Origin of the sequence: Acinetobacter sp. SAAs474, from assembly GCF_032823475.1 — a bacterium.
Lineage (GTDB): Bacteria > Pseudomonadota > Gammaproteobacteria > Pseudomonadales > Moraxellaceae > Acinetobacter.
Genome location: NZ_CP127915.1, coordinates 1,998,730 through 2,025,287 on the forward strand (window position 1 = coordinate 1,998,730; position 26,558 = coordinate 2,025,287).

At 35.5% G+C, this 26,558-nt stretch carries 17 protein-coding genes; 8 read left to right on the forward strand and 9 right to left on the reverse strand.

Going from position 1 to position 26,558, the window contains the following annotated elements; all coding sequences use genetic code 11:
* Positions 1-25: 25 nt before the first annotated feature.
* The 4 genes from QSG86_RS10200 to QSG86_RS10215 form a co-directional block, all read right to left on the reverse strand.
* Positions 26-289, reverse strand: a complete 264-nt coding sequence (locus QSG86_RS10200; protein ID WP_317031387.1) for a SemiSWEET family transporter — start codon at positions 287-289, stop codon at positions 26-28.
* A gap of 417 nt (positions 290-706) precedes the next feature.
* Positions 707-1,939, reverse strand: coding sequence for an SLC13 family permease (locus QSG86_RS10205; RefSeq protein WP_317031388.1), 1,233 nt, complete (start codon positions 1,937-1,939; stop codon positions 707-709).
* Positions 1,940-2,080: 141 nt separating this feature from the next.
* The gene (locus QSG86_RS10210) at positions 2,081-2,920 is read right to left on the reverse strand and encodes a polyphosphate kinase 2 family protein (RefSeq protein ID WP_317031389.1); all 840 of its coding nucleotides are present in this window, start codon (positions 2,918-2,920) and stop codon (positions 2,081-2,083) included.
* Between the two features lie 183 nt (positions 2,921-3,103).
* Positions 3,104-5,695: a plasma-membrane proton-efflux P-type ATPase gene (locus QSG86_RS10215; RefSeq protein ID WP_317031390.1), complete on the reverse strand. Its 2,592-nt coding sequence runs from the start codon at positions 5,693-5,695 to the stop codon at positions 3,104-3,106.
* A gap of 583 nt (positions 5,696-6,278) precedes the next feature.
* Here QSG86_RS10215 and QSG86_RS10220 point away from each other — a divergent pair.
* Together QSG86_RS10220 and QSG86_RS10225 are read left to right on the forward strand one after the other, a co-directional pair.
* A complete protein-coding gene (locus QSG86_RS10220) occupies positions 6,279-8,417 on the forward strand; it encodes a TonB-dependent siderophore receptor (RefSeq protein WP_317031391.1) in 2,139 nt (712 codons plus the stop codon).
* A 262-nt stretch (positions 8,418-8,679) separates the two neighbouring features.
* Positions 8,680-8,907 (forward strand): glutathione S-transferase family protein, encoded by a 228-nt coding sequence (locus QSG86_RS10225; RefSeq protein WP_317033348.1) that lies wholly within the window; start codon positions 8,680-8,682, stop codon positions 8,905-8,907.
* Between the two features lie 112 nt (positions 8,908-9,019).
* Here QSG86_RS10225 and QSG86_RS10230 read toward each other — a convergent pair whose 3' ends face one another.
* The 3 genes from QSG86_RS10230 to queG form a co-directional block, all read right to left on the reverse strand.
* Positions 9,020-9,631, reverse strand: a complete 612-nt coding sequence (locus tag QSG86_RS10230) for a MarC family protein (RefSeq protein WP_317031393.1) — start codon at positions 9,629-9,631, stop codon at positions 9,020-9,022.
* A 789-nt stretch (positions 9,632-10,420) separates the two neighbouring features.
* A complete protein-coding gene (bioB, locus tag QSG86_RS10235; RefSeq protein WP_317031394.1) occupies positions 10,421-11,410 on the reverse strand; it encodes a biotin synthase BioB in 990 nt (329 codons plus the stop codon).
* Positions 11,411-11,687: 277 nt separating this feature from the next.
* Positions 11,688-12,800 carry a tRNA epoxyqueuosine(34) reductase QueG gene (gene queG / locus QSG86_RS10240; RefSeq protein ID WP_317031395.1) on the reverse strand — a complete coding sequence of 371 codons (1,113 nt, stop codon included), beginning with the start codon at positions 12,798-12,800 and terminating at the stop codon, positions 11,688-11,690.
* 23 nt (positions 12,801-12,823) lie between these two features.
* Between queG and QSG86_RS10245 the strand changes: the two genes are divergently transcribed.
* Complete coding sequence (locus tag QSG86_RS10245; protein WP_317031396.1) at positions 12,824-14,302, forward strand: NAD(P)H-hydrate dehydratase; 1,479 nt, start codon at positions 12,824-12,826, stop codon at positions 14,300-14,302.
* An 11-nt stretch (positions 14,303-14,313) separates the two neighbouring features.
* Here the strand turns inward: QSG86_RS10245 and QSG86_RS10250 are convergent, their stop codons facing one another.
* Positions 14,314-15,222: a lysine exporter LysO family protein gene (locus QSG86_RS10250; RefSeq protein WP_317031397.1), complete on the reverse strand. Its 909-nt coding sequence runs from the start codon at positions 15,220-15,222 to the stop codon at positions 14,314-14,316.
* Positions 15,223-15,887: 665 nt separating this feature from the next.
* Here QSG86_RS10250 and QSG86_RS10255 point away from each other — a divergent pair.
* From QSG86_RS10255 to QSG86_RS10270, 4 genes are all read left to right on the forward strand, one after another.
* Positions 15,888-16,922, forward strand: coding sequence for a helix-turn-helix domain-containing protein (locus tag QSG86_RS10255; protein WP_317031398.1), 1,035 nt, complete (start codon positions 15,888-15,890; stop codon positions 16,920-16,922).
* 59 nt (positions 16,923-16,981) lie between these two features.
* Positions 16,982-18,133: a cell division protein ZapE gene (zapE, locus tag QSG86_RS10260; protein WP_317031399.1), complete on the forward strand. Its 1,152-nt coding sequence runs from the start codon at positions 16,982-16,984 to the stop codon at positions 18,131-18,133.
* A gap of 481 nt (positions 18,134-18,614) precedes the next feature.
* Positions 18,615-20,465 carry an autotransporter outer membrane beta-barrel domain-containing protein gene (locus QSG86_RS10265; RefSeq protein ID WP_317031400.1) on the forward strand — a complete coding sequence of 617 codons (1,851 nt, stop codon included), beginning with the start codon at positions 18,615-18,617 and terminating at the stop codon, positions 20,463-20,465.
* 723 nt (positions 20,466-21,188) lie between these two features.
* Positions 21,189-23,351: a malate synthase G gene (locus QSG86_RS10270; protein WP_317031401.1), complete on the forward strand. Its 2,163-nt coding sequence runs from the start codon at positions 21,189-21,191 to the stop codon at positions 23,349-23,351.
* Between the two features lie 476 nt (positions 23,352-23,827).
* Here the strand turns inward: QSG86_RS10270 and QSG86_RS10275 are convergent, their stop codons facing one another.
* A complete protein-coding gene (locus tag QSG86_RS10275; RefSeq protein WP_317031402.1) occupies positions 23,828-24,292 on the reverse strand; it encodes a MarR family winged helix-turn-helix transcriptional regulator in 465 nt (154 codons plus the stop codon).
* A gap of 624 nt (positions 24,293-24,916) precedes the next feature.
* Between QSG86_RS10275 and QSG86_RS10280 the strand changes: the two genes are divergently transcribed.
* A complete protein-coding gene (locus QSG86_RS10280) occupies positions 24,917-26,437 on the forward strand; it encodes a TerC family protein (RefSeq protein ID WP_317031403.1) in 1,521 nt (506 codons plus the stop codon).
* Positions 26,438-26,558 lie beyond the last annotated feature (121 nt).

The following is a 26,558-nucleotide window of genomic DNA, read 5'->3' on the forward strand; positions in this document are numbered from 1 at the left end:
TATAGGTTTTAATTGAGATGATTGATTATAAGGCAGTTAAAAATGTGAGAATACCAAAAATAATACCCGGAATATTAGCAGCAGCAATAGGATAGTCTTTACGTTTTAAGCCATAAATAACCCATAAAGTACAACTAAGTGCTGCAACTAGAGGTTGAACAGGACTTGCTTTTATCCCATTGAGGTTATTAATTATTTGTGGTATATAAGAGACATACATACCAATGGCCATAGCTGTTGCTATCCAACCTAAGATTTGAATACTACGGTGATCTTGTGTTGTTTTCATATCTATCCTTAAATTAATCAGCATTGAGGGTATAACTTTTTTATTTAAATGAATAAAATAATGATGGTTTTTAATTTTATTGCCATCTAGTTTTAATCACAGCCAGATCAGTAAATAGAATTTATTATCTTTAAGATAGTGAATTATGTAAAAATTAGAGATACTTCTTTTTAATAAAAATTAAGTTAATTTAATCTAGATGTATTGTTAAATATCTAGCTAACGTTTTTGATTAAACAGAACAATACTTTAAGCTGGATATCAATTGATATTTGAGAAAAATCAGTTTTTAATCATTTAAAGATAACTTAAATATTTAGTTTCTTGATCAGCATTTTTGTACCAAACTCATATTAATTTCAATATTCGCCACATATATCATCTATACAGTGGCGATATGCATAAGTAGATTAATTTTTAAAGAAAATAGACCCAAAATGCCGATAAAAATAAACAGGCAAAAGAAACAGGAACTCCTGCTTTGGCATAATCCATAAATGAAATTTGAATTCCACATCTTTTGGCTTGTTCAACGACGACGATACCTGCCAAACTACCAAAAATGACCATATTACTGGAAAAGCCGGTACCCAATGCCAAGGCAGCGCAAAGTGCATCAGCATTGCTTGCACCTGCTTGAAGATAAGGTACCAATAGCATTACTGCCGGATTATTACCAACAATATTACTGAGCGCTGCACTGGTAATAAATAATGATAAAGGATGATTTAAATCTAATCCCATATGATTTAAATCGTGTAATAATGCTTGTGGTAATCCAGTGGTTGCCATAGCAGCATTGACAATAAAAAGTCCCATAATTAATAATAACAAATTACCATCTACTTGCTTGAGCACGTCATCAGATGCTACTTTACGGTTTAACAGTAAAATGCCCGCAGCGGTGAGAGCAACAATTTCTTGTGGCCAAATATTAATAATAAAAAGGATTACTGTCCCCACAGTAACAATAAAAGCTTTTATGGTTTCTGCAATATCTAATTCAGGTTGAACCATCGTGGATTGACTAACCGTTGCGGTCTTTTTGATGGTCCATTTATCTTTAAACATATAAGATAAAATTCCCCATACAATCACAAGGGAAATAACAGCAGGAAGACCTGCGACTTTTAATAATTCAATAAATGATACATTGAGTGCTTGAGCGGCAATCATATTTTGTGGACTACCAATCAATGTCCCCACAGAACCGGCATTCGCTGCAAAACAAAAGCCCAATAAAAAGGGAATAGGGTTTAAACCACGTGCAAGTGTAATAGAAACTAACAGCGGAGTCATGGCAACGACAACGACATCATTGGTTAAAATTGCCGAAAGTATGCCACTGACAATAATAAATACAGCCAGTAACTTTGATGGGCTAATATTAAGATTTGCCACTTTATTGGCTGCCCAGGCATAGAATCCTGAAACAGCGAAAGCACCAGAGACGACCATTAAACCAAATAGGAGGCTGATAGTTTGGTAACTAATCGAATTCCATGCTGCTTGTGCAGAGATCTTGCCGATTGCCAGCATGGCTAAAGCACCAACAATAGCGGCACCTGTACGATCAACTTTAAATCCAGGCAATTTGCCTAGCCCCATGGCAAGATAGACCAAAAGAAAAATTATGAGGGTCATATTCATTGGTTTTGCCTTTATACAGAGATAAAAATATCTTTAGATTCCGAGATGACCAATGATGTATCTTATGGATTGCAAGATGATATCTCTTGGCCTCTCAGATGTTGTTACATCAAAAATATGATTGAGTCATCAATCCTATTTTTATTTAAGTTTTTCTTTTTTATCCGCATGATATTCTTTACGAATTTCTGCCAAATCAACTTCAGGTTCAGGCAGTTTTAATTTCATGTCTTCTAACGTTTTTACAATAATTTCAGAAACAGCTAAGTTGCGAAACCATTTGTGATTGGATGGGATAATAAACCAAGGTGCATGTTTTGGAGAGCATTTTTGTAGCACAGCTTCATAGGCTTCGATATATTGATCCCAGTATTGACGCTCAGTATAGTCTGAATTACTAATTTTCCATTGGCGTGCTGGATCATCTAGGCGTTGTTTAAAACGTTCTAGTTGTTCTTCAGGACTAATATATAAGAAAAATTTTAAAATTGTTACGCCACTAGCATGGAGAAGTTGTTCAAAATTATTAATATAGTCATAGCGTTGTGACCATACTTTTTTAGGCACCATATTATGTACACGTTGTACAAGTACATCTTCATAGTGTGAGCGATTAAAAATAGAAACCTCACCTAAACCAGGGGCATGTGGATGTACTCGCCATAAAAAGTCATGTAATTTTTCTTCGGGTGTTGGTTGCTTAAATCCATGTACTGAAGTGCCTTGAGGGTTCATTGACCGCACAACATGCCAGCAAGTACCATCTTTTCCAGCAGCATCAATACCTTGAAGCACAATCAGTAAAGCATGCTTTTTTTCACCATATAATTTACGCTGTAATTCGCTAATTTTTGCCATATGTTTTGCCAGTACTTCCTCGGCTTCTTTTTCATTCTTATAGTCCCCATGAAAAGCTGGATCTACTTTTTTGAGTTTAATTTTGCTGTCAGGTGATACAATCAGTTGTTCATATAAGTTCATAATTTAAATACTCTTATTCTGTTTAATGTTGTGAAGGTTAAGCTGTTATATAGTTGAAATAGCTCTATTATTTTTAAGGTAAAGAGATATTTATCATCTAAAAAATTTACTTCACCCTGATCGGTTAAATATTCGATTTATTTTTAAAGTTGAATATCTTATGAATAAGATATTCAACTCAAATTAAGATGATGCTGTCGGTGTACGACGATACATAAATTTGTAGTAGCCGATTTTAATGAGATTGGCAAGAATGAGCCAAATAATCACGTAAATCCAAACAACACCAATGAGTTCTAATGGTAAGGCTGGAACAAAAATGCCAAAAGTACAGAGTAAAATAGCCACAATCTGTGTAAGTATGATGGCCAGTATTAATTTAGAATTGGGTAAGGGCTGAGCAAATAAAGAGCCACGATTACGAACTACAAAGATTAATAATTGACCTCCTGCTGCTAACTGCAAAAATACCATAGTTTGTAAGTGATCAACACTCATGGCGATACGATGCATTAATTCAGCATTATTCATCCAATATTTACAGAGCAATACCATACCAAAACTTTGTGCTAAGCCAATGATTCCCATCACAGATGAGAACGAAATAATTTGATGCATATTCCAGCGCACAGGTTCTTGGTTGACGCTGACATTGTCATAGGCAATCGTCATGATGGGAATATCATCCAATAAAGCCAGCACCACAATCATAATGGCAGTTAAGGGTTGTAAGTCAAAAATAATATACGATAAAACCACTACACACATAATTGCCATCGTCATTGCCACACGATAATAAACGTATGATGTAATACGTTCAAAAATGCGGCGAGACTCCATAATGGCGCTAATAATGGTTGATAGTCCTGGTGCGGTCAAAATAATTGCTGCAGCAGATCGAGCCGCATCCGTTGCACCACTCACTGCGATACCACAGTCAGCCTGTTTCAGTGCTGGTGCATCATTTACACCATCACCCGTCATAGCGACAATGTGACCACGTTGTTGTAATGCTTTGACAATTTCATATTTATGTTTAGGGAATACACGTCCAAAACCATCAGCACTTTCAACCATACGCGCAGTATCAATACTGATATTATTTGGATCTTGATTATCTTTAAATACATCACTGGCATTGAGGAGATGTTGACCAAGACCCAATTGACGTGAGATTTCTGCACCAATTGCGACATCATCACCAGTCACCATTTTTACAGATAATCCCAGTTTTTTAGCTTGTGCAATGGTTTCTTTGGCATCAGGACGTGGCGGATCTAGTAAGGCCAAAATTCCCAATAATGACCAAGTTTTTCCTTCATCATCGGAACGTGCGACACCTAAAGCCCGTGTACCATGCGCAGCAAGTTGATCAACTTGATCATAATATTGCTTCGATGTTGCATCCGTTGTTGCTTGTTCACCTAAGCCACAAAGCTGACCAATGACTTGCGGTGCACCTTTGGCAAATTGTATTTTTTTGCCGCTTGTATCGCTAACAATACCGACAGTTTTTTTACTGACGGGATCAAATGGAATAAAATCAACTGCTTTATATTGATCTAATTGTTTTGGATCTTTAAGCCCTTTGAAAACAGCCAGATCAATTGCATCAGTACTTTGTTTTTGACTGGCCAAACACGCTGCTAAAATAAGATCGTCATCTGAAGTATGATTAAAAGCAATTGGTTGTTGTAAGGTCAGTTGATTGAGGGTAAGTGTACCAGTTTTATCTGAACATAACACATCAACGCCGGCAAGCTCTTCAATTGCGGAAAGACGAGAAACAATCGCTTTTTGTTTAGATAGCGTAATTGCACCGAGCGCCTTGGTAACAGACATTACCGCAGGCATGGCCACAGGAACAGATGCAACCAATAACACCAGAACAAATTGGGCGATCGCTCCAGCTTCACTCCATTCCCAATGTCCAACAGTGACAATATCACGGTAAACTTGTACGCCAATTAAAATTACGGCCAAGCTTACAGCTAAAATAATTAAGAAGTCACCAATTTTGAGTACGGCTTCTTCAGCATGAGATTTACTTCCTGCAGTTGCAACCAGTTGAGCAGTGTGGCCAAAGAAAGTATTATTACCTGTCGCAACGACGACACCAGTCATAGAACCTTGTCGTGCAATTGAGCCAGAGAATACAGTGTCACCGACACCCCTTGATACGGGTAAAGACTCTCCGGTCAGTGCAGCTTGATCGACAGAAAGATATTTGCCAGAAAGTAATATCAGATCGGCTGGTAGAATTTGGCCTTCTGCAATAGTCACGATATCACCGGGCACTACTTGCGCTGCATCTACAGAGAGCCATTTACCATCACGTAAGACATGTGCTTTAGCTGCCAGTCCTTGTTTGAGGGCAGCCAGTGCATTGGCTGCTTTATTGTCTTGCCAAAATCCAACAATTGCATTATAGAGCAATAGTAGTGTAATCACGGCAAAGTCTGGCCAATCTTGACGAAATAATGAGATGAGTGCAGCTACCTCAATCATCCAAGGAATAGGACCCCAAAAGTATCCAAGTAGCTTTTTCCATTTACTTTCGGTATGTGCTTCAATACTATTCGGGCCATATTGCGTGAGGCGTTGTTGTGCTTCAGTGCTGGTTAGACCTTGAGGAATCGTTTTGAGCTCCTGTAATTTTTGTTGAATAGCCTGGGCATCTAAAGTTTTGGAATCATTTTTCTTTTGCTCATCTGATGACTGCTTTTTGTTTGCAGGATCACCAGCTGCGCTGACTGATGAATTTGTTGCTGCCATAATATTTCCTTAATTTAAAGAAAGGCGCTTTTTTGTTATAAAGCATATGTTTTGTATTACAGTTTTAATGACGACATATACGAGTAAATATCGATTTTTATTAGTGAGTTTAGTATTTTTTAAAATATAAGTGTAATAAAGTAAAATACTTTTATCATTGTGAAACAATTTTGTCATATAAAAAAACATAATTAATATAGATAGATCCTTTTGATATTAAAAGACTTTTTAATTGTGATTGAATTCACTAAGTTTAGGGATATCGATTAGTAGCAATTGATGCGTATTCTACAAAATGAAATAGATGATTGTCTTTGAAATAGCGTATAGGCAAATGATGGAGAGCATCATCTTGTAATGATTTATCTGTATTTGAGGTAAATCTGATATCGGTTATAGATGCTATATCAATGATGTGCATTTGATTTGATATATGGTGTATAGAAAATACTGATTAATTTATAACCTATTCATTTACTTACTATAATTATCGTTAATCTTTCAATGAGATTATCACTATAAAATCCATGGATGTAATGTTATATTATTGCATATATGATGTTTTACTTTACTTGGCTATTCTATGCAACACCAATTTTCAGTTATTTCTTTTTCGCTGGGGCTTTGCTTATTTGCAACATTAAGCTGGGGAGAAAATCAATCCATCAATGTGCTTTCAACAATCACGTTACAAGCAGCAGATCCACAAGAAAGTGACAGCATCACATCTGCTACAACAAAATTTGCACACGATATAACTGATGTTCCATTTAGTCGTAGTATGTTATCTGAAACCATTATACAACGACAAAATATACAACGGATTGATGAAGCGATTCAGTTGGTTAATGGTGTATATGCACAAAATAATTATGGTGGTGGATTCTGGGATAACTACTCTATACGTGGTTTTAGTAGTGATCCTAATATGAGTGCTACAGTAATTCGTAATGGTTTAACCGTAAACCGTGGATTGAGTGCACCACGTGATATAGTCAATATTGCAGCTATTGAATTTTTAAAAGGGCCAGCCACAGCATTATATGGTCGTGGTGAGATGGGGGGCTTAGTGAATATTACGGCCAAAAAACCGCAATGGCAATCACAAGGAATCGGATATTTTAGTGCGGATACAGATCAAAAGTACCGGACAAGTTTTGAATATACTGCTCCAATTAATGCGGATATTGCGTATCGATTTGCTCTTGCACATGAAGATCAAAAGAGTTTTAGAGATCATGTGAATAGTAATCGATGGTTCTTTTCACCACAGCTCAGTTGGAAGATTTCAGATCAGACTGAACTTTACTTCGATAGTGAAATTACACATCAGAAGGGATTGTTTGATCGTGGTATTAGTGCTTATCATGGTCAAATTTTAATGGATAGAGAAACCTATACAGGTGAGCCCGAAGCAGATCAAAATAAAGTCAGTGATCAATTTTATCAGTTGCATTTACGACATAGATTGAGTGATGAGTGGATGCTCAACAGTGCGATTAGCTATAAGCAGGGTAAAATTACAGGAAGTTCAAATGAGCCACGCAGTTTTGAGGCTGGTGGTGAAATACTAAATCGACAACGACGACAGCGTTATACCCATACAACAGATCAGTTGATACAAGCTGAACTTCTCGGTCAGATGGATACATCGTGGGCCAAACATGAGATTTTGGCTGGTATAGAACTGGGTCGATTGGTTTTTGATCAGCATCAATATCGTTGTGATAATGGCCGTGCAGGACAACTTAACGGTGGATATTCTAATCCGAAAAGATACTGTATCAATCAGATTAATATCAATCATCCACAATATGGCCATTATCCAAAAGAAATGGGATTATTTAGCAATACCCATGAAGTACAAGATTATGTTGCATTGAATTTACAAGATCACATGTTCTTCAATGATCAGTGGAGTATTGTATTTGGTGCTCGTTTGGATCATGTTAAACAAAAATTAGATAATTACCTGAATAATATTTATTCTCATAAATCATTGAATGAGATTTCACCACGAGTCGGTCTTAATTATAAGTTGAATGATAATCTTTCCTTTTATAGTAACTATGGACGATCATTTGCATTAAATACAGGAACCGATATAAATGGTCATGTATTTGCACCAGAAAAAGGTGAAAGTTACGAAGCTGGAACAAAATATCAACCAGCAGATAATCGTTTACTTGGATTAGCTGTTTTTTATATGAAAAAACGTAATGCATTGACCACTAACCCAAATGATCCAAGTTATCAATACGCTGCTGGTGAGGCAACCAGTCAAGGTGTAGAGTTAAGTTTTCAAACGAAGCTGGCTGAAAAGATAGACTTATGGTTTAACTATACCTATACGCATGCAATTATCACCAAAGACACCTATATTGCTAAGGGGACTTATTTAAATAGTATTCCGCGTAATAATGTCAACCTTAGTCTGAATTATACCTTATTGGCACAGGGGGCCCGTAGTGCAGGGATTGGAGCGAATGCCATTTATGTTGGAAAGCGTAATGGCACGCAAAATGATCAGGGAAATCTTGAATTGCCAGATTATACAGTCATTAACTTAAATGCATATTATGAACCAGATGATAGATATCGTTATCAATTGAATATCAATAACGTATTTGATAAAACTTATTATGTCGAAAGTTATAGTGAAATGTGGATTCAACCTGGAGATCCAATTAATGCATCTATTTCTATGCAATGGAAATTTTAAACGAGACATATTTTTGTGGATTGATAAGCGTGATTTAAAAGCTTGAGTCTTCAAGACTATTAAGCAGAAGGTCAAGTGATTTCTTGAGAAAATAGAGCGTCATGTTCAAGTAAAATGGCGTTCTATTTTAGTTTGTTAGAGTGATTGAGGTATTTAATTAGCTCAATGATTCATCAGATAATGAGATGAAGAGTCATATGGTTTGATACAAACAGTTTTTTAGACTGAATTGATCATCAGGCCATGTTAATCTTCGATGTATGTGGGATATGGTCATTATGACACCGCTTATGAGGCACTGATTCGTACTTTAACCGAAGCATCTCCTTATTTATGTGGTGAACAGTTTACTGCTGCTGATGTTTATCTGGGAGCATATTTATTATTTCAGTCTAAAATGGGCCAAATAAAAGCACATCCCAGTATTGAAAAATATTTAAATACGCTTCGTGAGCGTGCAATGTTAAAAAAGAGCCCGATTTTTTTCTAGTAAAGGCAAGCTTAAGATAATCTCTAATATTATTAGATTAGGTATGAGGGTAGAACATGTCCTCATAGCATTTGATGGTATGGTGATGATACTTGTTTGACTATCAGTTTTTTTAAAATTTAAAGGCGCCTTGTATGCCATCAATAAACATTTGAGTACCAATCACAGCGAGAATCAGTCCCATTAATCTGGTCACAATACTTAAACCACTTTGTCCTATTTTATTGATGATTTGATTGGAAAAGTGGAAGCAGATATATGTAATCACACATAAAATAAAAAATACGGCAATAGTGACTAAGTCTTGCAATATTCCATTGGTTGAATAGCTCATTGCTGTGGCAATGGTTCCTGGTCCTGCCAATAATGGTACTGCGAGTGGAGAAATTGCAATATCTCGATCATCATCAAGGTGATTGGATTTGTGAATGTTTGACGTTGCACCTTGCAGCATATGATAACCAATAATAAAAACTAAAATACCACCTGTAATACGAAGTGCGGGTAAGGTAATACCAAATAAATGAAAGATTTTTTGACCAAGTAATGCAAATAAACAAATTAAAATAAAGGTAATAATTAAGGCTTTTAAGGCAATCGCTTGCTTTTGGGCAGCATCCATATTGGCTGTTAATCCAGCAAAAGCTGCTGTATTTGCAATGGGATTCATAATCGCAAAAAAAGCCATAAAAATGGTTAAAGTATGTTCAAAAAGAGCGTTCATGTTTGTCCATTTTCTAATCAGGCATAATGTTGGTTTGTTTGTATCTGTATTATTGAATAAAATATTTTAAGCTAATCATTTTGCTGCATCAATATACGATGTTTTAAGATGGTATTATACCTAAACAGTATTTTCTGAAAAAGAAAACCATTAATCCATATTTTTTATGCTAGAAAGTAAAATATGATGTTCTATAATAAAAAAAGCCACATTTTGGGAGCAATGTGGCAAAAACGATTAGCTTTACTAATCGTTGAGAGGTCTTTTGTTATACATATAATCTATTAGTGACGTGGATAAATAATGAATACTCTGTGCTAAAAACACTTATTTTTTTATGCTAATAGTAGCTTTATCTTGAAATTTAGAGAAATTAAACCCATTTATACTTAAATAAAATAACGATTATTATCCTGTGATCTCATGCAAAATAGAGTGATATAAAATCAATCATTTATAAAGATTTATAGAGATTAAAAAATCATTTACTTGGATTAATATGTAAGCTATATGTATGATTTTATGTGTATTTTAAGCATAAGTATTTCTAAAAGAAATGATAAAATAAACACTTCGTCAGTAATGCGCTATTAATGTATTGAATTGAAATAACGCTATTTTAGCGATTACATTTGCGATCAATAAAAAATCTCCAAATTCTGCTTAACCCAAATAATCTAAATTGGAATCATGATTCAGTTAAATCATGATTCCATTAGATTTAAGATGATCATCAATCAGTAGTCATAGCATATTTACAGTGCTTTAATCATCTAAGATAGGTGCTGATTAGGCACTCATGGCGTCAATACTGAGTTCTTGAATCGTTAATTTTGCTGGCTCAACTTGTAAACCTAGTTTTTTAAGCAAGACTTTATCTTTGCCTTCACCCGCATTCGGTGTCGTTAATAATTTTTCCCCTGAGAAAAAGGAATTGGCACCAGCCATAAATGCTAAGGCTTGATCACTATCACTCAGTGACTCTCGTCCAGCAGAAAGTCGGATATAACTCTTAGGCATAAGAATACGTGCCACTGCGATGGTACGAATCCATTCCGTTACATCAAGTTTTTCTACATCTTGTAAGGGGGTACCCTCAATAGGAACCAACATATTAATAGGTACAGATTCAGGATGAATCGCTAAGGTTGCTAACTCATGCAATAATCCAATACGATCCTCTTGGCTTTCTCCTAATCCTAAAATACCACCACTACAAATTTTCATTCCTGCATTACGAACATGATCAAGTGTATCAAGTCGATCATCAAATGTACGTGTGCTGATAATATGTGAATAATACTCTCTAGATGTATCTAAATTATGATTATAGTAATCTAAACCGGCATCTTTTAGGCGTGCTGCTTGAGATTGGTTAAGCATACCCAGTGTCATGCAGGTTTCTAATCCTAATTTTTTAACTTCTTTTACCATTTCAAGCACATAAGGCATATCTCGTTCATGCGGATTACGCCATGCAGCACCCATACAAAAACGCGACGAACCTTGTGCTAAAGCTTGTTTAGCTTCATCGATTACTTTTTCTACAGCAATGCGTTTTTCTGCTTCTAATTTTGAGTCATAGTGGGCAGATTGTGAGCAATATTTACAGTCTTCTGGACATTTCCCTGTTTTTATAGACAGTAAGGTACTGACTTGAATTGTATTGGCAGCAAAGTTTTCGCGGTGAATACGTTGTGCTTCAAAAACCAGATCCAAGAAAGGAAGCTGATATAGACGTTGAATTTCTTCACGGGTCCAATCATTCTTTATTTTCATTTTAAAAGTCCATAATTTATTGAGTAAAACTTAGTAATATTTTTACATTGATTATTTATGATGTGAAGGCAAATTATATCAATTTTGCAAAAACATCAATCAAAAAAGATAAATTATTTTTCTGATAAAATAGTTTAATTGTTTACAAAATCAACCTATTTTATTGCTATTTACTTACAATATTATTTATTTCAAATATTGGTTTTGCTTTGAATAGGTAATGAAAAAATCATTATTTTGCTAATTTTGTTGAGTTCTGGATAATCATATTTTTTAATTATTCTGATACCATAATAGGTGCCTTACTACGCTGTTGCTGTATAGCCCAATCAATATGGACTTGCACAATTTCATCATGTTGTTCCCGTCGTGCTTGTAATTTTAAGATAATCAGGCTGGAATATGCTGCATTGCCTAAACCAATGGCGATATTACGCATAAAGCTTTGATAACCTGTGCGACGGATAGGACTGCCTTCTGTTTTATTTAAAAAATGATTTTCATCCCATTGCCATAATTCGAGTAAGGTCAGTTGATCAAGTTGATGACGTGGATAGAAATCTTCAACTGTGGTTTTTTGGGCAAAACGATTCCATGGGCAAATTAACTGGCAATCGTCACAACCAAAAATCCGGTTACCTATTGGCTTACGTAACTCTTCTGGTATAATCCCTTTATATTCAATGGTTAAGTATGCTATACATTTTCGAGCATCCAGCATATAAGGTTCGACAATTGCACCCGTTGGACAAATGTCAAGACATGCATGACATGAGCCACAATGTTGTGTTGTTGCTGTATCAAAGGGTAATGTTAACGAGGTAAATAGTTCACCCAAAACAAAAAATGAACCTGCTTTTTTATGAATTAATAAAGTATGTTTTCCTGTCCATCCCATCCCCGCACTTTCTGCCAGTGATTTTTCAAAAATAGGTGCAGAATCCGCAAAAGGCCTTGATTCAAATTCACCATATCGTTCTTTGATTTTATGGGCCAATATTTTTAAACGTCCACGAAGTACTTTATGATAATCACGTCCACGTGCATAGCGAGCGATGATACCTTGATTAGGTAAATCAGGAATGTTTCTGGGTTTAGGGGTTTCAACTAAATAATTCATACGGACACAAATGATACTTTGAGTATGTGCAACTAAAAGTCTAGGATCTGCGCGCTTATCTAAGTTTTCCGTTAAAAAATTCATGTCTGCATGATAGCCGCGTTTTAAATATTCTTTTAAACGCGGAATTTCGTGTTGAGCATCTGGTCGAGCAATGACACAATCAGAAAATCCTAAAGCCAATGCTTGCGCTTTAATCCATGCTTTGGCTTCTTCGCCATCGAACAGATTGACATCAGTTTTTTGCATAGATTGGTTCGAACTGGTCATAAATAAATAAAAAGGAAATAACAATGCATCAACAAGTTTATCATAGCTTAGATATTCAAGCATGGGAGCAAAGATGGTTTCAAACACAAAATAGTGCCTATGGATTAATGCAACAAGCAGCTTGGCAGATTACGCAACGATTATTAGCACAATGTGCTCAGCATCATATTAAAACAATAGCTGTATGTTGTGGGCAGGGTAATAACGCAGGAGATGGTTATTTAGTGGCGAAGTATCTCGCTCAATATGGCTTTTCTGTCACAATTTATGCTGCGATACGTCGTACATCAAATGAACTTCATCAAGCCTATTTAGACGCTGTTGCACAGGGTGTGTTGATCTATGACGGTTTCGATTTTCAGCAAGATTATGATTGTTATATTGATGCTTTATTTGGTATTGGTTTAAATCGTGAATTAAATCAGGCTTGGCAAGATATTATTACACGGATTAACCAGCAGTCAGGGTTTAAAGTGGCAATTGATATGCCAAGTGGCTTACAAGCAGATACAGGTCAACCTTTACCTTGTGCGATTCATGCAGATATTACCTATACGATATTAGCACTTAAAGCTGGGCTATTTACAGGTAAAGGTAAGGCTTATGCGGGATGTATTGAAACGATTGCGTTAATTCCACCGGATCATCAGCTACAAGTATTGGCAACGTTAACTTCCATGGTCAATGATTTGCCACCACGTCAGGCTTTTGGACATAAAGGTAGCTATGGTCATGTATTGATTGTTGGTGGCCATGAAAATATGGGAGGTGCAGTTATTCTTGCTGCGGAAGCTGCTTTTGCAACAGGCGCGGGTAAGGTGACTGTGGTCTGCCATGCCAAACATCATACTGCTATTCTAGCGCGTGCCCCCAATATTATGCTACGTGATATTGATGTGTTAGATCAGTGTAGCATTGATCAATTGATACACGATGTCGATGCTGTTGCTTTTGGGATGGGATTAGGGCGTGATCTATGGGCTAAACAACACTATTTGGCATGGTTCCCCCAAATTTCTACATCCGCTGTTGAAATTGTTCTAGATGCTGATGCATTATGGTTTTTAGCTGAATATCCAGTCACGTTATTAGCACCACAGTGTTATTTGACTCCTCATCCTGGCGAGGCTGCTAAATTGTTGGGGTGTACTGTAGGTGAGATTGAAGGGAATCGGATTGAAGCAATTCGGCAGCTTAAACATAAATTTCAGGGTGACTGGGTCTTAAAGGGTGCAGGAAGTCTTATTCTGGAAACACAACTCTGGATTTGTACTGCAGGGAATGCAGGAATGGGAACGGGGGGGATGGGCGATATTCTTTCAGGTATGATTGCGGGTTTAAAAGCACAGTTTAAAAGCAGTATCAGCTTACATGAGATTGTAACCTTGCATGCTTTGGCGGGAGATGAGCTTGCATGCTCTGGTATGAGAGGTTTGCAAGCACAAGAGATGAATCATGCAATTTATAAAGTTATCAATGTCAATTCAGCTAAAAATCTTTGATTTTTCAAATTTTATACTGCAGCCAATACACTTACTAAAATAGGTGCAAGTAGCGAAAGAATAAAACCACTGACAATGGCATGTGGAATAAAATCATTACCACATGCTTGTTTAATCATGGGCAATGTTGCATCCATGGAGGTTGCACCTGCTGATGCAATCACAGAGCGTGGATATCGCCATCCGATGATGTACATCAGTACGATCGCAAAAATCTCTCTAAATAAATCGTTCATCAATGCAATACTGCCCAATTCAGCATTACGTAACTCGGTAATGACAATACTGGTCATGGAGTAGAAACCATAACCTTGAGAGAGCATAATTAAATCTTTTAACGCAATATTAGGCAGATAAAATAGACTTACACATGCACCGAGGATAGAACCGATTATTGCCCCTAGAGGCACCAATAAAATCCGCCAGTTCATCCAGGATCTATCGAGTGGAGAATAGGCCAAATCTAGGCCAATTAAAAACATAAAAAATAATAATAACGGCCAAGAACTGATATCAAAGCTAAAGTTAGCATGTTGTAAAAGCACTGCAAGAAAATATCCCAAAGCTAAAACGATCAAGGTATAGCTAATATTAAGCAGTGATTGTAAAAAAAGTGTGATGGATACTTGGCCGCGTATAGGATTAAAGCCAAAACTTTTGAATAAGAAATAACAGAAAATTAATGTTCCCAATGAGGTACATAAAGCCAATATCAGTGCTGTTTTTAGAATGAGTTGCGGGTGAGTAATACTGTCAATAATTTGCGCAAACTCAAATGCAATCACGAACAGTAAAAGATAGGAACAATATGGCAAAATTTGAAATGCCAGTTTTTCTATCCTCATCGGTAAACGTCTTGCAGCGAAGAACCCCAATGCTAAACACATCAATAATTGAAAAACTAACCAAACGGATTGCATAACAACAGTATAAACTCAGAACAGTCATACTATTATGTCAACTAAATGATCTGGCGTATATCTTGGTCATGCATAAACGATGTGAAATATTAGATTATTCACATATATGATTAATTATTTCTAGTAGAGTTTCACCACATAAACTAAGCGTGATTTAATTTGATTTTATATTTTTCCTTCTTTTGTGCCATTTCGTGATCGTCATGTTTTAATGGGTTGATCATTTCACTCGATGACTAAATATTTAAACGTACAGCGGGTTGTTATGATCCTTAAGCATCTTATCCAAGGATGACTGATTAAATTTGCTCAGAAATGATTTTTTATTGTTGTTTTTAAACGTCAATTTATCTTTGTCATAGAGAGGCACGATAAAACTTAGAATAGTCGCTCCAAACTGTTATTTTCATGACTTTATGGTGATATTTTTCCTACTAAAAATTAAGGTCGGATGGTTTTTGTCTTGTTTTCATGAGTTAATATGGTATTAGCAAAGCGCTCATCATCTATTGGCTGTATTGTATGCCTTTGAATTGTCATCACGGCTTTAAAATTATCGTTTAAAATGATTTGAAAGCTTTATCTTTATTGAAAAATGATCTTTTCCGCAATTCCTAAATTCTATCAGATATAGTACAAATGAATAAAATTTAATATCTTTTATTATGAAACGTTCAATTCTAAGTCTGGTCTATTTGATTCAAGGAATGCATCAAGCAGGCATTGACTTAGATGATAAACTGACCAGTATCGGGTTGCGAATGGGGAATCTTGATCCGACTTCAGTGCTAGATTCAAATTTAGAAAAAGATATTTTGCATATTTTATGTGCGGATTTGGCAGCTAAAAATGGTTTAAATGTTGGTCGATATTATACTTTAGCTGGCTATGGCCCATTATTAACATTATTGGTGGCAAGTCCTTCGATTCAGGTTGCTTTAAATCAGGCAATTCAATATCGACATTTTACACATTTAACGGGACAGTTAGAGGTTAAGTATCGACAAAATGAAGTCGTGATTGTCTATAAACCTGTGCAATTAGAGATGACCTTTAATGCATTTTTAGTGCAATGTGAGATGGCGGCGACATTTAAATTCATTCGCGACTTATTTGGATTAATGCAGCTTAATTTTCCGCAGGTTCGAGTTGAATTGCCTTTTATGATGCCAGATCAAGATACTGATGTTATGCTGTATCGAGAATTTTATGGTGAAAATGTACTTTTTAATCAGTCAGAAGCGTGTTTTTGTTTCGATGCTCAAATATTAAGGATGACTGTTCCTTCATTTAATCCATTTTTATTTGAACATTATGAGCAAAAATGTCTTGATGAGCTCAAAAGGTTGATGATTCAAGATAAAAAATCGGGTGTTGTGCAGTGGGTAAAAGATTATTTAGCATTACAGCATATGGTGATACCTTCGATGACAGAAACAGCAAAAGTGTTGAATATTTCTGAACGTACATTGAGATATCAATTACAGCAGCAGGAAACGAGTTATAAAAAAATACGTGAGGAAATTATGAAAGATAAGGCTTTGAAAATGATTGAATATCAAAAATATTCAATCGAAATGATTTCTGAATTACTGGGTTACTCGGAACCTGCTGCATTTAACCATGCCTTTAAACGTTGGTTTGGCCAAAGTCCGAGTGAGTTTATAAAGTCATTGAAGTCAATTTATACAATCGTGTGATGTCACATGATTGATGAACTTCGTTATAATTGTTAATGCCGAAATTAGTATTGAAGAATATGTCAGATTTAAATATTGCTCCCCCAAATTATAATCCTTTATCTCCAAAAGAACGTTATGCGGAAGTTTTGGCATCTGGTCAGTTTTTGCCAGATGAAGCACAAGCACAAGCTGTTTATGAGCTAGATCGAGTTTGGCAAGAATTAATTCAACGCTATAAATCTTCTAAAAAAATATTTCATCGTTTTAGAAAAGTCACCGCACCACAAGGCGTATATATGTGGGGTGGGGTAGGTCGAGGTAAAACATGGTTGATGGACCAGTTTTTTGATGCTTTACCTTTTAAGCGTAAAACTCGTATGCATTTTCATCATTTTATGCAGCATGTACACCGTGAACTCAATAAGCTTTCAGGGCAACGTAATCCTTTGGATACCGTTGCAGATCAGATTTATAAAGATGCTGTGGTCATTTGTTTTGATGAATTTTTTGTTTCAAATGTCACTGATGCAATGATTCTCAGTGATTTATTTCAGAAACTATTTGCACGCGGTATTACATTGGTTGCAACATCCAATATTGCACCAGATGGCTTATATAAAAATGGTATCCATCGTGACCGTTTTTTACCGACGATTGAGTTGGTTCAGAAAAACTGTGTGGTCTTAAATGTTGATGCGGGTGTTGATTATCGTCTTCGCGTTTTAAAACAGGCGCAGCTTTTTAAATCACCATTAAATGCTGAACATGATGCATGGATGGCCGAACGTTTTGCAGCTTTGACAAAAGCGCAACATTGTGCGACAGATGCAATCACGATCAATCACCGTATTGTAGAAACGCTTGGTCATAGTGATGATGTTTTGTGGTGTACATTTTCTGAATTATGTTTTAAACCGCGTAGTCCAGCAGATTTTATTGAAATAGCGAATGTTTATAATACGGTATTGGTTAGTCATGTACCTCATTTAAATGATCATTTATCTGAAGGAACACGCCGTTTTATTTATTTGGTTGATGAGTTTTATGACCGTGGTGTCAAACTGCTCTTAACCTCAGAAGACAGTATTATAGAAATCTATCAGGGTGAAAAACTCGCATTTGAAATTGAGCGGACACGCTCTCGATTGTTAGAGATGCAATCAGATGATTATCTACATGCAGCACATCGTCAAATTCAGGCAACTGAATCGATGTCGGGTTTATCATAATTGAAGCTCCAATAGGAGCTTTTTTTCGTTACTATATAGTGTGTTAAGATAGGAGCCGTTTTTTAATTGATTAAATGCTTTTAGGTCGTTCAAATTGAAAAAAATATCTTTTTTAGAATGATGAGATCTATATAACTTGATCATTTATTTTGTAGATAGTCGAATTTAGTTATAGATTTTTCTATATTTAAAATGATGGCTAAGTTTGCAAAAGAATGCGCTTGTTTGATGCAATAGGATTAAAGCTGAGTAACATTAAATATTGTATGGGATGAATTTTGTTATTTTTGTTGTTTAGTTTTTTTAAACTATTATACATTGTCTAAATAAATTCTATTGATATGTTGATCTTTGAATCCTAAATATTTAACAAAGTTTATAATTACTAAAATTATTATTTTATTTGGTTGATTTAATTGAATTTTATACATATAAAGCAATATGAATAATAAATGTGTACACAACAACAAAGGGGAGCAGGATGATCCAAGTTAACAGGATATTACCCACAGTAATTTCAGGACTTATATATTTAGTGACCACAACATCATCTGCTACATCATTTAATAATGTGGTGGTTTTTGGCGATAGTCTGAGTGATGGTGGTAATGTCGGATTATATTTTATGAAAACTGAATCTAGATATACTACTAATCCGGGAAAAACAGCAGCAGAGCTTGTCGCTTCAGCTTTAGGGTATAATATTCAACCCTCTGTGATTGGCAGTACTAACCATGCTTGGGGCGGAGCAGGTGTGGTTAATAGTCTTGACCCACGAGTACCAACACTGACAGAACAGCTACAATCTTATTTAAAATCCACTCAGGGGCGTGCTGATGCCAACACACTTTATGAGGTATGGGGAGGAGCGAATGATATCTTTGGTTTGATTCAAACGCCAGGTATTACTGTACCACAGTTGATGTCGGGAACGATGACTGCTGCTCAAACAGAATTAACTTTACTTTCTTCGTTACATCATGCTAGTGCTGAATATGCGGTGGTGTATAACTTACCCAATATGGGATTAACACCTGCTGCTTTAGCACAGGGACAACCGGCAGCGACTTATCTAACACAGTTATCATCTTTATATAATTTAAGTTTAAGTCAAGGTTTAGATCATTTAAGTTCATCAGGCCTAAACATTATTCCTGTAAACGTGTATGGTTTATTAAATGAAGTGATTGCAGATCCGTTGGCCTACGGTTTTAGTAATGTAACCGATGCTGCTTGTGGTATAAATGCATCATCATTGGAATGTGGGCCAGAAGGCTCTGGTGCAAAGTATACTTATGCACCAGGAACGAATGAGAGTTATTTATTTGCAGATGGTGTACATCCGACGACTGCAACACATCGCTTATTAGCCCAGTCAGTATTGGCTGAGCTTGCTGCGCCAAAACAGATGACATTATTGGCAGAAGTGCCGCTCAGTATTACACGTGCACAGTATCGTGCCATTAAAAATGAAATGTTAAATGATGTAGATGGTCAAGGGACACGTGTTTTTATCAACTTGGATTATAATCATCAAAAATTAAAAGCATCTGCTACATCGCCTGCATTAAGTAATAATAATGTTAATTTTACTGCTGGTGCAAATCAGCAAATTAACGATCAGATTTCTGCTGGTGTAGGGGTGAGTTTAAATCAGCAAAATGGTGATATTTCGGGTCATGCAGGCAAATATTCATTATTTGATGTCAGTGCGTTGGGTTATGCTTTATATCATAAAAATGGCATGTATTTCGGTGGATTTGCCAATGTGGGGAGTTTACATTTTAATAATATCAAGCGTCGTATTCAATTAGGAAATATGCAACGTGTTGAGAAATCAGATACGCAAGGTTATCACTTTGGTGGTGGTTTAGATGGTGGATATTGGTTTAATTTTACCAGTATAAAAACAGGACCTTTTGCACATGCTGAATGGCAGACTATTAAATTAAATGATTTTTCTGAAGATGGTTTTAACAGTACTGCAATGTGGTTTGATGAACAGCAACGTGATTCATTTGTGACCAGTATTGGTTGGCGTGTAAAAGGAGATTGGAATTATCAAAAAATGGTACTTTCTCCTTTTGCTGAACTGGCATGGAATCATGACTTTAAAGCAGATCCATTATCTGTTCGTGCCGGTTTAAATAGTATGGGAGGAAGCTTTGTCATGACAGGTTATGTTCCTCAAAAGGACTGGGGTTTTGCTAGCTTTGGCTTAACAACTCAATATGCCAATCATATAAATGCTTGGTTAAGTGTAAATGCAGATTTTGCACATAGTAGTGCAGATAATTTAGGCTTAAATTTGGGTATGAAATATGCATTTTAAATCATGATGTATTAATTGAGTTGCAAGCTTGAAGCATAAGTTGATGATCCTAAATGCTAAAGCAAACATCAGTTGAAATAAGTGCTCCATGTTTAGCATGGAGTACTCACCTTATCTAGATCGAGTGTGATATTTTTTGATCAAATCGATATTGAGACTATTTAAAAAAGCATTTTATGAATTAAGCTGAGTTGTGATGACTTATTTATCATGATGCGATGATTATTATAGTTTGTTGGTTAAAATACCTTGCTAATACGGTGGTGGATAGGATCAATACCATCCGGATGGTTGATTTATATCCAGTCGGCATATGCAAAACAGCGACTTTGTTTTGGATAGCAAATACCATGGATTGATATAGGACGGATTAAAAATAGCTAAAAGACGAAGCACTGTGGCTTAAATTATCTTTACTGCATCACATTTATATAAAAAATAGCCAAAAAAACCTATAAAAATAATCTCTTTCGGTAGGAAATATCACGTTTAAGCTAAATTATTTACTTAAGTCTAATTTCTATGCCTGAAAAACTTAATACACTAGTTATGTGAGGGGTTCGCTAGAATTTTATCATATTGAGAAATAACATCATGATTTATACAGGTTAATCACTTTAAAGAAATGATCATTATTTAGCAACATGATAATACTATTCGGCTCGGTATAAATCGGTATACTAGAACCTCTTGAATAAAAAAGTAGCAATATCAGGAAAGACAATGACTGCACGTATTCAAAAAGGCAAGTTAGCGATTGCTAAAGAACTTTACGATTTTATCGAAAATGAAGCTTTACCTGGTTCAGGTTTGGACAGTGAAACCTATTGGAAAAACTTTGAACAAGTCGTTGTTGATCTTAGTCCTAAGAATAAAGCGCTTTTAGCAAAGCGTGATGAACTTCAGGCTAAAATTGATGATTGGCACCGCAATAACACATTTGAATTGAACGCTTATAAAGCATTCTTGACTGAAATTGGCTACTTGTTACCAGAAGTAGAAGATTTTCAGATTAGTACTGAAAATGTAGATGAAGAAATTTCTCTACTTGCCGGTGCTCAATTGGTTGTACCTGTACGTAATGCACGCTATTGTTTAAATGCTGCAAATGCGCGTTGGGGATCATTATATGATGCACTTTATGGTTTCGATGTTATTTCGGAAGAAAATGGTGCAGAAAAAGGTAAAGGCTATAATCCAGTACGTGGTGAAAAAGTTATTGCATTTGCAAAGAATTTTTTAGACGAAACTTTCCCATTGTTAAATGGTTCACATGCAGATGCAACAGGTTATCATGTTGAAAATAATCAGCTTGTTGTAACATTAAAAGCGGGTTCTACCACCACATTGGCAAAACAAGAGCAATTTGTTGGTTTTAATGGTGAAGCTGCTCAGCCTACAGAAATTGTATTATTAAATAATGGCCTACATGTTATTATTGAAATTGACGCTAGTAGTGTAATTGGTAAGACAGATACAGCAGGCATTAAAGATTTAATTCTTGAAGCTGCAGTCACAACCATTCAAGATCTTGAAGACTCTATTGCAGCTGTTGATGCAGAGGAAAAAGTTGAGGGATATCGTAACTGGTTAGGTTTAATGCAAGGGACTTTAGAAGAGTCTATTGAGAAAAACGGTAAAACAATTACGCGTACACTTAATCAAGATCGTCAGTATAATAATTTAACTGGTGGGAAATCCACGCTTCATGGTCGTTCATTAATGCTGCTGCGTAATGTCGGGCATTTAATGACAAATCCAGCAATACTTGTAGATGGTGATGAAATCTACGAAGGTATTATGGATGCATTAATTACACCATTATTGACTTTTGCAGATATTAAAGGACAAAACGAAAATAGAAACTCGCGTCAAGGTTCTATGTATATCGTGAAGCCAAAAATGCATGGTCCAGAAGAAGTTGCTTTTGCAGTTGAGCTTTTTGAACGTGCTGAGCAGGCTTTAGGCTTACCTGCTAAGACGTTAAAAATTGGTATTATGGATGAAGAGCGCCGTACATCTGTCAATTTGAAAAATTGTATTGCTCAAGCAAAAGACCGTACAATTTTTATCAATACCGGTTTTATGGATCGTACTGGCGATGAAATCCATACCTTTATGGAAGCAGGCCCATTTGTACGTAAAGGTGAAGTCAAAGCACAAATATGGTTCCCAGCCTATGAAAATCGTAATGTGATGATTGGTCTACAAACTGGATTGCGTGGCAAAGCTCAAATTGGTAAAGGTATGTGGCCTAAACCAGATATGTTGCTCGATATGTATAAGACCAAGATTGAACATCCTGAAGCTGGTGCAAGTTGTGCTTGGGTTCCATCACCATCAGGTGCGGTAATTCATGCCATTCATTATCATCAATGTAATGTTTCAGAACGTCAAAAAGAATTATTGCAAACACAAGCACTGCCTCTAGATGATTTGTTGACTCCGCCGTTGGCAAGCGATACCAACTGGACGGAAGAAGAAAAAATCAAGGAACTTGAAAATAATTTGCAAGGTATTTTAGGTTATGTTGTACGCTGGGTTGATCTTGGTGTAGGTTGTTCTAAAGTACCAGACATTAATAATGTGGGTTTAATGGAAGACCGTGCGACACTGCGTATTTCTTCTCAACATGTAGCAAACTGGTTACGCCATGGTGTTGTAACACCACAGCAAGTTGAAGAAATTATGCAGCGTATGGCTAAAATTGTTGACCAGCAAAATCAGCATGATCCAGCATATACAGCAATGGCGCCAGACTTTAATGGTTATGCATATCAAGCTGCATATGATTTAGTATTTAAAGGTGCTGAACAGCCATCGGGTTATACTGAACCATTATTACATGCTGCACGTTTAAAGTTAAAAGGTTACACAGGTGACTAGTTGCTTTATTGTTAAGTATTAAGATTATTCGGTCTTGAAAAATGCCAATTAGTACGCTAATTGGCATTTTTTATATCAGTATCATGTTGATTATGCTGTATTGTGAATTATATTCTCACTTTTATTTGGGCTAAATTATTGATTTTTATATTATTTTTTTATAAATAAAATATTTTTAAGTTAAAGGTTGAATAAAAGCTTTATTAATCATATTTTTTAAGGTATATATAATGAAGTATTATCATATAATTATGGCTTAATACTATCTCTTAAGTTGTGATAACAGTTTGATAACATTTAAATAGTTGCATATGGTAATTTAAACCTTACAATAACTTTATTGCTATACTATTGTACATTAAATAGGAGATAACAATTCTCTTGAATAGTGCTTTAAATAAGAAAATAGTTAGGTATCATTCTAATCTAAAGTGGATGATCACCCAAACCATTTTCCAAAAATGAGAAAATAATCGTTATTTAGAGATATTTTTAAAAATATGTCTTAAATAAATCATCATTTTCTCGACTTGTAATGGTGTTAAACCATCGAATGACTGTTCTAATACGACACCTGTTAAATCATTAATTTTAACCGTCATTTCTTGACCTTTTGCAGTGAGTGAAACACGTGTAATACGTGCATCGTCTTCACAGGAATAAGTGTTGACCAGTCCTTCTTCCTTTAAACGATAAACAATTTTGGTTGTTGTGGACATTTTAGATACAACCATATCTGAGAGTTCGGAAACACTCGCATTTGGTTTGGTTTTTAAAGCAAGAAGAATTTGACGACGAGAGCAGTCCAAACCGAACTTTTTTAAAACATGATCAATATTTTGGACATGTTGTGCATAAACTTGGGTAATCCAATAAAAAGGAAATTGCTCTAAGGCGAAATTTTCAGAAGAAGGTAAGAATTTAGAATATTTTTTGCTCATTTATCGATGTCCTTTTAAAAAATTGTTGTTTAATTGTAATTTAATAACTTTTTATATTTTATGTGAAAAAATATCGCACATGCAAGCGTTTAATTTTTATACACATTCAAATATTGTACAAACTTTGTACCCAATGTATCTTTGTTTTCATTATAAAAGATTAACTAAGTATATATTATAATTATCTTTATTGTTTTATTATTAATTATTATTTTGTATTAAAATTATACTTTAGTCTAACCATGCTTTTTGTCTAAAAAATATTCGGATTTTGAAAAATTAACCTGATGTTTTTATTCATATAATTATTAATATCTCTATTATGGAAAAGATAAAGTGATCTATATAGTCCAAAAATAGTAAAAAATGATACTGTACGATAAAATAAAAAGTTTTTCGTGTAACAATTTGATCTAAAAATGATTGTTGAAGTGGATTTGCCACCATAGTCGTAATTTTGCGATATAAAGTAAAAAAATCATAAAAAAAAGATTACAAATTATTAAGTTTATGCATAATTAAGAGCTCTATAGTTGAAAAGGTTAAATATATGGATCCCTCGCAGAGTATTGGTCTGATAAAACGACATCTGTCTTATGTGTATATGATGGGAGTGAAGAATTGATGGAATTTCTTCTCGATCCGGGTATATGGGTGGGATTGATTACTCTGATTATTTTAGAAATAGTCTTGGGTATTGATAACTTAGTCTTTATTGCAATTCTTGCGGAAAAACTTCCGCCTGAGCAGCGTGATAAAGCACGTGTTATTGGTTTGTCACTTGCATTATTCATGCGTTTAGGATTGCTATTTGCAATCTCTTGGTTAGTTACATTAACAAAACCACTTATTTCTATTTTTGATTTGACCTTTTCTGGTCGTGATTTGATCCTGTTGTTTGGTGGATTATTCCTTGTTTATAAAGCGGTTATTGAGTTGCATGAGAAAACAGAAGGTAAGCCAGAAATTAAAGTAAGCAGCAATGTTGTTTATGCCGGTTTTACTGCTGTTGTTGCACAAATTGTGATTTTGGATGCGGTTTTCTCGTTGGATTCCGTCATTACCGCAATTGGTATGGTTGATAATATTTATGTCATGATGGTTGCAATGGTCGTGGCAATGCTGGTGATGTTATTGGCTTCTAAGTCATTAACAAGCTTTGTTAATCGCCATCCAACAGTGGTTATCTTATGTTTAAGCTTTTTGCTACTGATCGGGATTAGTTTAATTGCCGAAGGATTTGGTTTTCATATTCCAAAAGGCTATATCTATTCAGGTATTGGTGTTGCCATTTTGATTGAAATGTTTAACCAATTTTCCAAAAGAAATGTGGAAAAGCATCAAGCAAAAATTCCTTTACGTCATCGTACTGCTGACTCAATTTTGAAGTTAATGGGTGGTAAAGTCCAGACTGAAGGTACTTTTGATCAGCGAGAAGTACAATCTGCTTTTGCGGATGAAGAGCGCTATATGATTGGTGGTGTATTGACGCTTGCGGAGCGTTCAGTTGCTTCAATTATGACGCCACGTAATCAAATTTCATGGGTTAATTTGGATGATACTCCAGAACAGATTCGTGAAAAAATTCTTGCGGTTCCACATAGTTTATTTCCGGTATGTCGGGGTGCTCTCGATAAGGTTATCGGTATTGTCCGTGCAAAAGAGTTATTAGATGCTTTGGATGAACCAGAAGCATTAAAGCAACTAATCAAGCAGCAACGCCCAATTTATATTTTTGAAAAAATGAAGGTGATTGATGCAATTAATACCTTACGTGCATCAAAAGGTTCATTGGTCTTGGTCAGTGATGAATTTGGTAATGTTCAGGGATTAATTACACCATTAGATGTATTTGAAGCCATTGCTGGTGAATTTCCTGATGCTGATGAACAGCTAGATCTGGTTAAGCTGGACGATTGTACTTGGCTTGCTTCAGGGATGTTAGATGTTTACCAATTAGAGCTTGAGCTTGGAATGATGGATCTGGTTGAGGATGATGCTGGCTATATTAGTTTGGCAGGTTTAATTCTTGATAAGGTACAAGCTGAAATTCGAGTCGGTACACAGTTGAATTATCACAATATTCATTTTGAAATTACTGAATTAGATGGTAATCGAATTAAGACAGTGTTGATTAAAATTTAGTTTTAACGATTGGTTGCAATCTAAGATGGTTCAAAAGCTATCTGATTAATTCGCATTCATGATTTATGTGAAAATCAATGCCAAGCAGTACATGCTGCTTGGCATTTTTTATAGGGGCTGG